The sequence below is a fragment of the Undibacterium paludis genome, from assembly GCF_022568815.1.
GTDB lineage: Bacteria > Pseudomonadota > Gammaproteobacteria > Burkholderiales > Burkholderiaceae_D > Undibacterium.
Window position 1 is genome coordinate 1 of record NZ_JAKZHX010000027.1, and the last position, 12,647, is coordinate 12,647.

The window sequence follows — 12,647 nt, forward strand, 5'->3', positions numbered from 1 at the left end:
GTAGATAAGGCGCTGGTACTGGCTAACCCTATCATGAACGCAGAAAATATCTATGTGGCCGAGACCAGGCATAAAGAAGAAGTAACCCTTTTCTACTCTGAAGAAAAATTTGCTGCATCAGCTGGTAAGTCCTCTTATCAGACTATGGTGGAATCGCTGTCACAAACTGGCACCAAAGAGTTTACGGCCAACGGCAAGGCATGGAGCGAAACCGCGCGTAAGGACGACTCGCTGGTGTCGCAGCTGATCGCTGACCACAACAGCCAGGCCGTGCTGGCCAGCGCCGCGAATGACGCCACATACCGGGAAATGAAACAAAACTTGCAGGCTGGCCGGGTCATCGACCGGCTTACAAAAACACACGGTCTGCAAGCAGACCTGTATCCTGTTGTGAAAGCTGATGACGGCAGCGACCGTATCCAGGTCGGCAAACAAACTATGGATGTCGGCGCATTTCTCACTAAAAAGATGGGCATGAGCTACAAAACAGAAGCCTTGCCTTACATGAAGGAGTGCTACAGCGAACAGATGAAAAACGTGTACTCACTCAAGGCACCTGACAAAGACCTGGCCCAGGACAAAGAGCTGGTAGCAGCCTATGCAGAGTTCCGAAAGGACCGGGACGCCGCCTACAAGGCCGCTAAAGCGGCCATAGACGCCGCCGCCAGGTCCAGCAAAGACGAAGTGAGGAAGACTGCGGAAAATTCCCAGGAGCGCACAGCAGGTATCAAGGCAATCTCTCAGGAGGCAAGGGAACTTAAAGCAGACCTGAAGCAGGAACATGAAAAACCCAGCGTGGAGATATACAAAGACTTTATGGCTCAGAGGGCCATACAGGGCAAGCAGGGCAGTTTAGATGACCTGGAAAGGCTCAGTGTCACCGAGGCTGACAGAACGCGCCTTGACGCGATTAAAGCCGACATCGAGCAACAACAGATAGAAGCCAAGGAGGACGCGACCAAGGCATTTGCGGCAGCAGAGCAAAGACGCCTTGACACCATTAATAAAGAGACTCAGCACGATAAGGAAGAAGAGGCCAAGGACGCCATAGAAATATCGTCCATGTCAGAATTGCCGACCGGCGTAGAACTGGAGTACACCGGCAGCACAGAAGAGTACGCCAGCTTTGAAGTCGTCGAGAAGGACAGCGCCAAACATCACCAGGAGCACCGCAAGACCTTTGTCATGCCGATGACACCGGCACTCAAAGAAAAGCTGTTTGCGGCTAAGCTGGAGAAGGGTGATAAGTTAAAAGTTGACCAGAAATCTGAATCAAAGGCTGCGGAGAAAAAAATGGATGAGCAAATCAAGAAAACAAGGCTTTAATCCCTGTTGGCATCAGCAATTTTTACCAGCCAGCAGGTTTTGTAAAAGTACCGACAGAATCAATAAGAGAAGAAGGAAATTGACTGTTAGTGAGAACGCCGGTACGAATAGGCTTATAAAAATCAACTTCTCTTTTGATCGTATTGCTAGCATTTTTTTGTGGATTCAAAACACCCACCGTTTTACCCATCGTAGCTTTGATAATTTTTATCGGCCCCACAAGATCGGAATCATTCGAAATGATTACTGCCACATCAAATAAATTTTGGTGTGCATCATGCAGGAGCTGCACGGCAAGATTCACATCAGAGCCTTTTTCTTCTGTTTTGATTACTTTGGCATATCTGTGGGTACGACCTGCATTGTCAATTATTGGCGCTGCCAATGGCATCGATACAGTATGGGAAAGGTAGTGACCAAAGGTAGTTTGGACTTTAGGGAGAGTCGCCAATGCTCGAAGATAAGTTTGTTGCCGAACCGGTTGTTGCGGATCATTTGGTCTGGCAGATACCTTGGCAGTGAAATAGTGGATTGCCGTTATGTCATTGTTTGGCAATAAAAAGCCACACAATTTTTCAAGATCGAGCCATTTATAATTGGTTCCCTTGAGAGAGCCATAGTAGAGATTAAACGCATCTACATACACTCGTGTTCTGGGCTTTACTGTGCTCGTTGTGGCCATATAACCTCATGAAAAGCAGAAGCCGCCTTGCGGCGGCTTCGCACCTAACCACCGAGGCGATTAGGGATATAGATGCAGGAGTTACTAGGTAACTCCGCGCCCATTCACCGAAGCGAATAGGGGTATGAGCGCTTATGATAACGAGAGCGCATTTAATGCGCATCTGATCACATGGCACATAGTACCGAGAACCGAGCACCGAGCACAGGAGCACGTAAACATCTTTAAATCATTGATTTATATATAGGTCGTGACAATATATAATGTCAGTTCACTTTGTAAAGTCACATTTAAAATGTGTAATCTAAGCGAAAAATGTGCTTTAATTTAGTAATTATTCACCTTATATCAACACTAAAATAGTGAACTCCGCCAAAAAAGAACCTAAAAAATCAGCTTCCGAGCGAAGGAAGCTGCTTCGTGAGCGCATGTGGCCGGATGTAACGGATGAGTCACTTTGGTTACGTACCCAGCGCACAGGGTTTACAACCATCCCCAGGACAATGAATCTGATAGGCAGGATTCAAGATACTCTATCAGGCAAGGGATTTCCAACCTCGACTACTTACCTGACTTTGTGGTGCTGGGTTTATGACGAAGGTTTTGTTGAAGTAAGAAACCCGAAAGAATTTGCATACGAATCCGGGTTTAGTGGCCCTAGAGCAGAGTCAGTCTGGAAATCACGCATGCGCAAGCTGGAGGAGTTGGGTTTTATTCAAAGCAAGCCTGGCCTGGCTGGTGATTTTCATTATGTCCTGATACTGAATCCTATCCAGGTCATCGAGAGCATTTATAAAGACAAGCCAAATGACATAGCCTATGCAGCCTTGCGGGGCCGCTTAGTCCAGGTCGGTGCAGATGATATCGACTTAATTTAAAGTGCCGCCTGCATTACACCAGGCACGTATCATTCAATCGTTTTTTGCTCCGGCTGCCACTTCCTGAATTCAATCTCCGCCTGGCGCAGGCCCAGGGCATGGATCTCGGCCAGCGCCGTCTCCAGCTTTACAAACGGCTTCGGGTTCTTGCGCTCGGACTTCAGATAGAACTCTGCCGAGCCACGCAGCACAATCGCCCAGCGCCGTCCATCAAAGCACTCTATCACTGCCCTGGTAATGCCAGATGACTTGACCAGGGCTTTTGCTGTCGCGATATTGACACTTTCCATGTTTTGCACCACAAAATGATTTTATTGAGTCGCAATACTATATATATTGCGACGCAAGGACAAGCGAATATGCAGGGTTATTTGACATAAATCCCCTTCTGCGTAGGGTAAGTTTTAAATAGGAAACATGTGGGAAAAAAAGGACACAATTAATCATCTTTGCTCGAATTAACCGTATTGTCCCATTTTAGTGTATTGTGTCATTCATGTAGCTTTTAAACGCAAAATCCTATGTGTGGGTTACATTTTCGGAGGTTATCATGGGTGATATAGTTGATCGTATTGCATCAGGACAAGCAACATTATTAGGCATTGAAGACATTTGCACCCGCCTGGGCGTAGCGAGAAGCACATTTGACAGATGGGTGCGCAATGGTTCAGGCAGCACTGCAGGGGGGCATTCATCACTTCAAGGGCTTGTTGCAGGAAAATTATTTGGTGTTAGTGCAACTGCTTTGGACAGGGCGACTAACTTAACTGAAGGGACAATAAGTTTTCCCCCTCCAGACATCAGAATAGGGAATAGTCCAAAGTGGGAAATGGAAACCTTTAAAAATTGGCTCCGTGCCAATGTAACGGCAGTTGGAAGCGAAAAAAAATAGAATATCAGATATGGAAAACAAATTAAAAAGCGGCCAGGTGCCGCTTTTTTTTCGAATAAAAAACAAGCATTTTTTACACTGACGGCAGTCGTGACAGAACTATTGAGGCAGGGGAATTCTTCCTCTACTTCATAGGAGAAAGTCATGGATACCATCTGGTATTGTTTGAACGGTCACTTGATAGCCAAGTGCGGAAATCGTGAATATGTCACCTGGTCAATTGACCAAATGCAGGGGGTGTTTTTTGCTGACCTACTCAATGCAAATCAGCGACTGAGCGACTTACTTTGGTCTGCGTGGCCAAAAAGGTAGGGCTAATGTGTTTGTTTGAATGAACAAACAAAAAGGGCATGTTTGTGTATTTACATACAAACATGCCCATGCAAGATGCTTTTAACTGACGCGGCCAGTGCCGATTAGTCCCGGCGCAATAGCTGCCAATGCCTTCTTTTATCAAAAACCAAGCGCCAGCGCCGGTTACTTTGCTGAGTAATGACACCAGCAGCGGCCAACTGGTTTTCTATGGCTTCAGATCGCATCGAGACGGCTTGCAAGACATCATCAAGGGTCTTTACATGGCCGGAGTCGATAGCGAGCTGTAGCCCGTTATCGCCAGTCAAGGCATTATTCAGTTCCTGTACTTCCTCCTTTGAAAGCTTTTCAGACATTTGAAGTCTCCGAAATTGATAGCAACTTACCCACCGCCCAGGCATTCATGGTCTATACATTGACCAAGCCTGAACCGTGGATAAGTCTTATTGCCCAAGCTGGGAATCCCGCCACCTACGCTTACCCCTTGAAATACCTGGCTCACTCTGTGGGCCGTCGAAAACATACGGCATGAAGTAAGACATTCCCATGCACGAAAACAATGCCAGAAAAAAACTAATGAAATAGCACCACAGGGGTGCATCCCATATGATGAAGGTCAGGCTCATAACAGCCATCACGACATTGGCAGCGTAGGTAAGTATCCAGGCAAGCGAGGGTTTCATTTGCTGGCCTGTAGCTTGGGCTTTTCAGTTTCAGACGCCGTGGCAGAGTTTTCTTTGGCCGTCTTGGCGCTACCCATCTGAGAGGCCATTTTGCTACTCAATTTCTCGCTACGGGCCTTCGCTTTATCTGACCCGGACTCGGAGAACTTAAACTGCTGTTCCATAATTTGCGCGTCATGTTGTTTTCTGCTTTCCTTTGCCCAAATCATCGCTTCGTTTTTCTTGTCATACCTTGTGGCTTCGTCAGATAAACCAGGAGCGGCAGAGTCCAGTTCCTTTTTGTAACCGGGGAAATCACGCATGTTTGAGGCAATCTCAGAACTTGCGAAGCGCTTCAAATCATCATTCTTCAACTTTGAGAAGTCCGCGGCATCAGCAGTTGCCATGTCCTTGTCAGACATGGATTTTTGTTGATCAGTACCGAAGCGCCTGGCACTTGCGCGTTCAGCAATCGCTTCTTCAAACTTACTTTCTTCATTAAATGAACTCATAAATTCACCTCATTAGATTGCAGATTTTTTTGCTGATGCAAAGTTTGGCTTGTCGCCCAGGTCAGGAAAACTGCTCTTGCACGGATTATCAGTGCTGTAGAAATTGGTACAACCCCAAAAAAACTGACCCGCTGTTTTGCTTGGTACTTTGCGGAGCTGGCCAGACTTGCAGTTGGGGCAGCTATGCACTGCCGGTGATGCTTTAGCCGGTGCCTTTACCATGTTCGGTTTGCCGCCGACATCTGGAAAGCTGGTCTTGCACTGGTTGTCAGTGCTGTAGAAATTGGTACAACCCCAGAAAAATTGCCCGGCTGTTTTTCCTGGTACTTTGCGGAGCTGGCCAGTCTTGCAGTTGGGGCAGCTATGTACTGCTGCTGCAGACTTAGCCGGTGCGTCAAAATTCGGCTTGCCTGCTTTGTCTGGGTAAGTCGCTTTACAGGGAATTTCAGCGTTCCAGCGTGAGCAGCCCCAGAAAAAACCGTCCTTGCCTTCCTTGCGGCGCAGACGCCCTTGCTTGCAGACCGGGCATTCCTCTCCAGGAGCGACAGGAACGGCCATAGAGACCGATTTAGCCTGTTCTACAACCTGTTTCACCCATTCCACTGTCTCGTTCATAAAAGCCGTATAGGCGGCGTCTGGATTGCTTGATTTCGCTACGCGATCAAGCGAGGCTTTGAAGACACCGGCTTGTGCCGGGTCTTTGACATCCATAGGCAGGGCATCAATCAGCGCTCTGGCTGCAGCTGATGTCATCAATTTGGCAGAACCCTCTTTCACAGGGATGAATAACTGCCGGTCTTTCATGTCCTGAATCATTGGCGCCCGCGTGGCCGTGGTGCCGATGCCGTCCCCTTCTTTCAGTCGCTTACGCGCCTTTTCGTCGGTCACATACTTGTGTATGTTCATCATGCAATCAATCAGCATCTTGTCGTCAAAGCGTGGCGGCGCTTTGGTTTTCCTGTTGGCGACCTCGCACTTATCACATTTGAAAGCGTCGCCCTTGGCTACGACTGGCAAGGTTTGCTTGCTGCTGTCTGTCTCTTCCTCGGATTTTTCCTCGTCTTCGACTTCTGCATAGATGGCTTTCCAGCCCTGGGCGATAGGGGTGCGACCGCTGGCTGTGAAGGTCTCGCCGCCCAGCTCGGCCTCGATGCTGGTCTGGTGATACTCATACGGTGCGGCAAACTGTGCCAGGTAACTACGGACTACCAGCTCATAGACATTTTTTTCAACGTCTGACCACTTGCTCATGTCAATTTCTGCTTCCGGCACTGATGGCACTATGCCGTGATGCGGTGTGCCTTCCATCTTCTTGTCATTGAAGGCGTCAGACTTGCGTTTGATATCGAGATCCGCCGCCAGACTGGCGAGATCTGGCCGCAGTTTGAATACTGCGGCCATGACTGCCGGTGCCTCTGCATGCTGGGCTTCAGACAGATAGCGGTTATCACTCCTGGGATAGCTCATCACCTTGTAAATTTCGTACAGCTTTTGACCGGCTTCTAAGACCTGTGTTCCGCTATATCCGTACTTGCTGAAACCGTCCATTTGCAATTCATTCATGGACAGGGGTAAAGGTGCTTTAGTCTGCTTCTTGGTCTTGGTATAGGCCGTGATCGCCCCGGCCTGGCCTGTAAGGCGCTCTGCCAGGCTGTTTGCGACGCTTGCATCAATCAGCCTGTCCTCCGGGTCAAGCCCGGTCTGGTTTTCCTTGGCTTTCCAGTTGGCGCGGAAGCTGCCATTCTCATGCTTGAGCATGGCGGAAATCGTGTAATAGGGGACTGGCTTAAAATTTTCAATTACCCGGTCACGTTCACGCACGACATACAGCAGGGGCGTTTGTACGCTGCCGACCGGCAGCAGGCCGTCTATACCCAGCTGCCGACCGCGTAAGGTCATAGCACGCGTGGCATTCAAGCCCAGCAGCCAGTCATAGTGACTTCTGGCCAGGCCCCACATATACCAGGAGCGAAACATAGGCTCGGAATTGTCCCGGATGTTGTCCAGGGCAGCTTTTACCTTGCTGGTGTTGTAGTCGTTGATCAGGATGCGCTTTACCGGCCCTTTATAGCCGTAATACAGCAGGCATTCATCGACTAATACTTGGCCTTCTTCGTCGGGGTCACCCATGTGGTACACCTGGCTGACATTCTTCAGCGCCTCTTCCACCATGGCTAACCGGCGTGTTTTTTGCTCTTTGGGCAGAATTTCCCATTTGTCCGGGACTATGGGTAAATCCTCGGAGCGCCAGACCTTAGACCCCTTGCTGTTTTTGGGGATGCTATCGGGCAAGTAATGGTCAGGCATGGCATTTTCAAAGGCATGGCCATCCAGCCATACAAACTTGATGTTGCCGACCTGGTTAAACTGCTTGGACTTGGCCTCTGTTGTCCAATCGAATTCGGCTTTGACGCCCATATTTTCCGCAAACACCTTGGCCGCAGCTTCGGCCAGGCTCATTTTTTCAGCGATACACAGTATTTGTTCCATATTCATTCCTAAGAAAAAACCGGCTCGGAAGCCGGTTTAATGAAGCGCCTGGCTTCAGATCGGAGCCACAAAGGCAATGTTTTGCCGATAGACAACCTTCACAGCCTGGCCGACATAGAAATTGTCGTTGGCCAGCTCTTGGGTGACAGTCACCAGGTCGTTGTTACGCAACCTGACAACTATCTCCACGCCTGGCACATTGACCCGTGCGTTTTGCTCGGCAATAGCATTGCCGACCGCAGCGCCAGCCACAGCACCGGCTACGGTACTAAGCTTTTTGCCGTTACCTTTGCCGATCTGGTTGCCGATGGCCGCGCCGGTGATGCCACCGACGACCGCACCGGCAGCGCTGGCCTGTCCTTGCTTCTGTACGGTGACACGGCGCATGTCCTGGATGTAGCCGTATTCCTGCACCTGGTCGTTAAAGCCGCCAGTGCGGATATTGCTGACCTGGCCAGGATTGCCCTGGTTGACAGTCACACAACCGGATGCAGACAGGACCAGGAGCAGTAAAAGACCTGTTTTGCGCATTTTTACCTCGCTATCAATGCTGCAGGGCCAGAGGCACGGCGAAATGCCTCTACCAGGCTCTTGGCATAGTCGCTGTCGAGTTTTTCCGGGGTCGGTGGTGCAGGGGTAGCCACTGCGACGACCTCGGGCTTAGCGGCCTTTTCATCAACCTTCTTGCCAGTCTTTCCTTTTGCCAGTTTTTCTTGCTTCTTGGCCGCTGCTGTCTCAGCTGGTGAAGCTGTGCTTGTGGACGGTGCGGGAGCAGCCGCCTGTGCTGGTACCGGCACTGGTGCCGGTGCTGCAGCTTTGACGGTTGCAGGCGTGGACGCTGGAGCCGGAGCAGGGGCGGGAGCTGGTACCGCTGCTTTTGCAGTGCCAGACGCAGAAGCAGAGGCTGCGACCTTGGCCGGGGTCGCAGCTGGTGTAGAAGCTGGCGCTGGTGCTTTTGCTGGCTCTGGTGTGGGTTTTTTGTCTGCGTCCGCTGTGGCCTTGGCCGACGACACGCACGAAGCCGCAGCGCCGGAAGCTGCGGCTGGGTCAGTCGGGCATTTTTTCTGACCAGTGAATGCCATTGCAGCGACCGGGAGCAGTGCCAGGGAAAGGAGTATTTTCTTCATGATCTTTGTCCTTATTGGAGATAAATTGTCATAAATGCTTTGTTGGCCTCAGTCACCACCGTTTTAACCTGGGCTGTGTTGCGGCTGAACACCTCAATTTCACGGCCAAGCACCGCCGCTGTCTGCTCTGGTGCGCCCAGGACGACGACAGGCCGGGTAGGCATGCCAGACACAAACGTCCCGACCTGACGAGCCAGCAAACGCATGGTTTCGCTGTTGTTGGCTATCTCCGAGGCAGGCAGGGGGATATTGATGCCATCCTTGACACCGGCAGGCAGCAGCGGGTAATCAGGCTGGGGAGTGGTAACGGTCGATACCTGGGCAAAGCCAATGCCCCGACCGTCAGGCGCTGTCACAGGCAGGATTTTGATCAGGTTCACCAGTGAGGCCTGGTCTCTGTCATACGCCATCTTCTGAGCCGGGGTCTTCTGAGGGGTGAACCGGTTCATGATGGAGTTCAACGGGTTGACCGTTGTACTGCCATCGCCAGTGGTAACGCAGCCTGCCAGGCTGGCTGCGATCATGATGCAAAGTAGTTTTTTCATTCTGTACCGTCCTTTTTATCTTCTTTCGATATCACTACATCGTCGGTAGCCTTGACGCGCTCAGCTTTCGCTATGCGCATTCCAGAGCTGATACGCTCTGCAATTTTTTTGTGCCGCTCTTTCGAGCTGGCCCGCTTTTGCGCGTCGTCTTGGGTTGGCGCTCGTTTCAGCTTCATAGAGCGGCACCTGGCTACATGGATTTAGATTTCTTTTCCTGTTCTGACTGTGTTGCAGATTGCGTTTTTGTCGCTTCCTTGGCGGTTTGGGCTTTGTTCAGTTGCTGATTCAGCGTGTTGCTTTGCTGGCTGCTTTTGGCCTTGCTGGCCTTCAGTTTTTCGTCAGACTGAACAATGCTGTTTTGTTTCTTCTGTGTTTCCTGCTTTGCTTCAAAGTCTTGTGACCGGCTCATGTTCTTATCGATCATTGAACCTCTGTCATGAAATGCATTCGTCACATTGGTATTCTTCGCTTTGTCGCGTGCCTTTTTTTGATCGTCGCGCAGGAATTCATCTGGATTTGCCATGGTGTTACCTCTTTAAGTAGTTAGAAAAATGATGGTGAAAATTGTTTATTGAATCTTGACGATATCCATGCGGACACCGCCTGCCCGTTGCACGTACATCACGGCATAGCTGCTGCCCAGGGAAGTGATGTCGCTTTGCTTAAGCAGTGGAACTTCGTTATTACCCTCTGACATGTAGCGGCTGAGTCGGTCTTCAGCTCGCCATGTGGCAGCTTTAAGGCTTTCGGTGTATTGGGTTGTGCCTGCTGTAGGGTCGTTAATGTTGAATGCACTACCAATGACAAAGCGGTAATCGATATCGAATAGGCTCTTTTTGACAAACTGAATCGGGAACCAGACATAGAGGATGTCAAGCAAACTGTTGCAGACCGCCGCTGACTCGTCGCTGTAGCGGTAGGCACCGCGCATCAAAATGTCCTCTCTGTTTTCCATCACCATCATTGCGTAAGATTCATGGTGATCATTCTCATAGGTATAGCTGCGAAGGGTAGTACCGGCGCGTTTGACGGCCATTTCAACAGAGCTGTTGTCTTCCAGGAGCAGCATGATTGATGTGCGGAACTGGTTAAGCAGATTGTTTGTCTCTGCTTCACCTATTTGCTTGACCAGGCCGTTATGACTTTGTACGGCGACGATGCCGCTTGTCCCTGTGGAACGGGCGACGTTCCAGAAGCTACTATCTGATTCACCAGACGCATCTACGGACACCAGCTCTTGAAATTCATCAGCTATAAAAAAGATGCGCTGGACTTTTTCCAGTGCTACGGCGTCAGGGCCAAACTGATTGGTATACGCAACTTGACGGTCACGTGCCTCGGTGTAGAAGAGTGTTTTGAGGAAAATATTGACCAATCGACCTGCAGCACCTGTTTTCGATGTAGGAATGTTCAACAGGAAGATACTGCCCCATGCTTGGCCAATACTGATCATTCGACCGTTCTGACGTTTATCAAAACCACCATTGCCGAACGATCTACGCAGTTCCATGTTATGACTGAAACCACCAAGAGCAATATTGATGTGAGCACCAACAGATGATCTTGTATCCTCTGCTAATTCGTTCCAGGAATGTAAGAAGTACCCTATGGCGTCTTCGATTTCTTCAACCTCGATACCAATAAAGCCTTCGTCATTCGGGTCATCATAGCGGCGCAGGATGTCGGTATTGACTTCTTTCATCGCACGCCAAATCAGTGCCTCATCATCCTTTTTCATTGACCAGGAAGACTGCGCCAGCTTGAAAATGGTGGTCAATGAGTAGGGGCGTTCGTTTTGCTCGTTGGCATATTGCAAACCATCCTCTGTCTGTTCCCAGGCGGCACAGATCAATGCCAGGCTGCGGATTACATCAGAAGCAGACCTTTCCCAAAAGTCGGGCCCTTCTGACTTATAGACCTGTTTTATGCAACAAGACAGGGTATCTGCCATGACACGGGGATGAATACCATCGAGTAGATCAACCCCGTATTCGTCTGGTTTGATACCAATAATGCGGACATCTTCAGCTTGATTTCCGGGTGCCTTCAATATCAGCTTGTATATGTCCTGCCACAAGACACCTTTCGCATCTGTGCAGTAAAAGCTATAGCGCTCAGGATGACCTTGTAATTTTGCCTCTCCGCGTAAGGCGAGCAATTGACTAGTTTTTGGAAGCAGTACAGACCGGCTTTTACCGCCACCGGTTGCACCCGTAATAATGACGTGTTTGCCCATGTCCATCAGGGACATTTGCATTGTTGCTTCGCGTTTAGGTGCAGACAAAGAGCCACGAGCTTCAAATGTGCCACTGGCCTGTCCTAACCTGATCAGTGGTGTATCGTCGTAGTCCAGAGTCTCTAATTCCAACTTGTGGGCTGTTTCTGAAATCAAACGCTCATCAATACGATGCTTGAAGCGTACAGTCTCTTCTTTGTTCACCCGTGAAAATGGTTCTGCTGCGTCCTGGCAAGCTGCCCTGACAGTTGCCCTCCAGGAGGCAAAGAAGACCAGGAAGAACAGGGCAATACTCGTTGTGATGCCGTGGCCGCTGGTGATGACTGCAAACCGGCGCTGTGTTGCTTCCACGCTGTTACCTGCTGCTGCTGCGGTTTCAGCCCTTGACTTCAGGTCAGCTGCCAGCTCTTTTGCTTCATCTGGTGACCAGATGTCGCCATACGCAGGCAGGCTATGTATCTGCTGCCTTGCTACACCAGAGCCAAGGGGAGTCTTTTCCAGGGCTGAGACCTGCATCAAAGTCGTCAAGCCAAACATGAAGACAAAAAATACCAGTGACCAGAATGTAGCGCCGATGATCGCGTATTTCTTGGCCTTGGCTACGGTGATTTTGTCGGCATACTTGGCCGCTATGTTTTCGTAGGTCGTTAGGCCTCCAGGCAGACGGCCATCGATGATGACAGGACGCTGCATATCTTCGGGAATGCTGGCCAATGAGCGATACAGCCAAGGAAACCGCGCAGAAGGGTAGCGCTCCTCCGCTGCTGCAAGCAGATCGCCCCTTGTCAGGGCGTCCTTGTCCTGCCCGTAACGACGATTAAAATCACTTTCAAGCTTGTCTGCACTGATTTTAGCGTCCAGCCAGTCGCTTACCTTAGAAACAATTTGATGCGCTGCAGGGATGGTCAGGAATATCCGGCGCAGTACCATGTAGATAGGACTGATCAGTGTTCTGATCAGACTGAATCCCATATTGATCAGGTTT

General features: G+C 50.0%; 14 protein-coding genes. 3 read left to right on the top strand and 11 right to left on the bottom strand.

Annotated elements, in window-relative coordinates; genetic code table 11:
* The coding region (locus tag LZ463_RS27830; RefSeq protein ID WP_241459584.1) for a hypothetical protein at window positions 1-1,326 on the top strand (1,326 nt) is incomplete at its 5' end.
* A 22-nt stretch (window positions 1,327-1,348) separates the two neighbouring features.
* Here LZ463_RS27830 and LZ463_RS27835 read toward each other — a convergent pair.
* On the bottom strand, window positions 1,349-2,008 hold the full coding sequence (locus LZ463_RS27835; RefSeq protein WP_241459585.1) for an NYN domain-containing protein: 660 nt from the start codon (window positions 2,006-2,008) through the stop codon (window positions 1,349-1,351).
* A 362-nt stretch (window positions 2,009-2,370) separates the two neighbouring features.
* Here LZ463_RS27835 and LZ463_RS27840 point away from each other — a divergent pair, with 362 nt between their 5' ends.
* Window positions 2,371-2,886 carry a hypothetical protein gene (locus LZ463_RS27840; protein WP_241459586.1) on the top strand — a complete coding sequence of 172 codons (516 nt, stop codon included), beginning with the start codon at window positions 2,371-2,373 and terminating at the stop codon, window positions 2,884-2,886.
* Between the two features lie 29 nt (window positions 2,887-2,915).
* Here LZ463_RS27840 and LZ463_RS27845 read toward each other — a convergent pair whose 3' ends face one another.
* Complete coding sequence (locus tag LZ463_RS27845) at window positions 2,916-3,176, bottom strand: hypothetical protein (protein WP_241459587.1); 261 nt, start codon at window positions 3,174-3,176, stop codon at window positions 2,916-2,918.
* 260 nt (window positions 3,177-3,436) lie between these two features.
* Between LZ463_RS27845 and LZ463_RS27850 the strand changes: the two genes are divergently transcribed.
* Window positions 3,437-3,778, top strand: a complete 342-nt coding sequence (locus tag LZ463_RS27850; RefSeq protein ID WP_241459588.1) for a helix-turn-helix transcriptional regulator — start codon at window positions 3,437-3,439, stop codon at window positions 3,776-3,778.
* A 416-nt stretch (window positions 3,779-4,194) separates the two neighbouring features.
* Here LZ463_RS27850 and LZ463_RS27855 read toward each other — a convergent pair whose 3' ends face one another.
* From LZ463_RS27855 to LZ463_RS27895, 9 genes are all read right to left on the bottom strand, one after another.
* Window positions 4,195-4,446 carry a hypothetical protein gene (locus LZ463_RS27855; RefSeq protein WP_241459589.1) on the bottom strand — a complete coding sequence of 84 codons (252 nt, stop codon included), beginning with the start codon at window positions 4,444-4,446 and terminating at the stop codon, window positions 4,195-4,197.
* A gap of 323 nt (window positions 4,447-4,769) precedes the next feature.
* Window positions 4,770-5,264: a hypothetical protein gene (locus tag LZ463_RS27860; RefSeq protein WP_241459590.1), complete on the bottom strand. Its 495-nt coding sequence runs from the start codon at window positions 5,262-5,264 to the stop codon at window positions 4,770-4,772.
* A 12-nt stretch (window positions 5,265-5,276) separates the two neighbouring features.
* Entirely contained in the window at window positions 5,277-7,754 is a 2,478-nt protein-coding gene (locus LZ463_RS27865; RefSeq protein WP_241459591.1) for a DNA topoisomerase, read from the bottom strand.
* A 54-nt stretch (window positions 7,755-7,808) separates the two neighbouring features.
* Complete coding sequence (locus tag LZ463_RS27870; RefSeq protein WP_241459592.1) at window positions 7,809-8,285, bottom strand: outer membrane lipoprotein; 477 nt, start codon at window positions 8,283-8,285, stop codon at window positions 7,809-7,811.
* A 2-nt stretch (window positions 8,286-8,287) separates the two neighbouring features.
* Window positions 8,288-8,881 (bottom strand): hypothetical protein, encoded by a 594-nt coding sequence (locus LZ463_RS27875; protein ID WP_241459593.1) that lies wholly within the window; start codon window positions 8,879-8,881, stop codon window positions 8,288-8,290.
* A gap of 11 nt (window positions 8,882-8,892) precedes the next feature.
* Window positions 8,893-9,426 (bottom strand): hypothetical protein, encoded by a 534-nt coding sequence (locus LZ463_RS27880; RefSeq protein ID WP_241459594.1) that lies wholly within the window; start codon window positions 9,424-9,426, stop codon window positions 8,893-8,895.
* Window positions 9,423-9,602 (bottom strand): hypothetical protein, encoded by a 180-nt coding sequence (locus tag LZ463_RS27885; RefSeq protein WP_241459595.1) that lies wholly within the window; start codon window positions 9,600-9,602, stop codon window positions 9,423-9,425. The genes LZ463_RS27880 and LZ463_RS27885 overlap by 4 nt, the downstream gene beginning before the upstream one ends.
* Before the next feature lie 14 nt (window positions 9,603-9,616).
* On the bottom strand, window positions 9,617-9,949 hold the full coding sequence (locus LZ463_RS27890) for a hypothetical protein (RefSeq protein WP_241459596.1): 333 nt from the start codon (window positions 9,947-9,949) through the stop codon (window positions 9,617-9,619).
* Between the two features lie 45 nt (window positions 9,950-9,994).
* Window positions 9,995-12,592: a type IV secretion system DNA-binding domain-containing protein gene (locus LZ463_RS27895; RefSeq protein WP_241459597.1), complete on the bottom strand. Its 2,598-nt coding sequence runs from the start codon at window positions 12,590-12,592 to the stop codon at window positions 9,995-9,997.
* Window positions 12,593-12,647 lie beyond the last annotated feature (55 nt).

Excerpts from the sequence above, each read along its gene's own strand:
- LZ463_RS27880 (WP_241459594.1), bottom strand. The coding sequence starts at position 9,426 with ATGAAAAAACTACTTTGCATCATGATCGCAGCCAGCCTGGCAGGCTGC.
- LZ463_RS27865 (WP_241459591.1), bottom strand. The coding sequence starts at position 7,754 with ATGGAACAAATACTGTGTATCGCTGAAAAAATGAGCCTGGCCGAAGCT.
- LZ463_RS27855 (WP_241459589.1), bottom strand. The coding sequence starts at position 4,446 with ATGTCTGAAAAGCTTTCAAAGGAGGAAGTACAGGAACTGAATAATGCC.
- LZ463_RS27860 (WP_241459590.1), bottom strand. The coding sequence starts at position 5,264 with ATGAGTTCATTTAATGAAGAAAGTAAGTTTGAAGAAGCGATTGCTGAA.
- LZ463_RS27870 (WP_241459592.1), bottom strand. The coding sequence starts at position 8,285 with ATGCGCAAAACAGGTCTTTTACTGCTCCTGGTCCTGTCTGCATCCGGT.
- LZ463_RS27895 (WP_241459597.1), bottom strand. The coding sequence starts at position 12,592 with ATGGTACTGCGCCGGATATTCCTGACCATCCCTGCAGCGCATCAAATT.
- LZ463_RS27875 (WP_241459593.1), bottom strand. The coding sequence starts at position 8,881 with ATGAAGAAAATACTCCTTTCCCTGGCACTGCTCCCGGTCGCTGCAATG.
- LZ463_RS27885 (WP_241459595.1), bottom strand. The coding sequence starts at position 9,602 with ATGAAGCTGAAACGAGCGCCAACCCAAGACGACGCGCAAAAGCGGGCC.
- LZ463_RS27845 (WP_241459587.1), bottom strand. The coding sequence starts at position 3,176 with ATGGAAAGTGTCAATATCGCGACAGCAAAAGCCCTGGTCAAGTCATCT.
- LZ463_RS27890 (WP_241459596.1), bottom strand. The coding sequence starts at position 9,949 with ATGGCAAATCCAGATGAATTCCTGCGCGACGATCAAAAAAAGGCACGC.
- LZ463_RS27850 (WP_241459588.1), top strand. The coding sequence starts at position 3,437 with ATGGGTGATATAGTTGATCGTATTGCATCAGGACAAGCAACATTATTA.
- LZ463_RS27835 (WP_241459585.1), bottom strand. The coding sequence starts at position 2,008 with ATGGCCACAACGAGCACAGTAAAGCCCAGAACACGAGTGTATGTAGAT.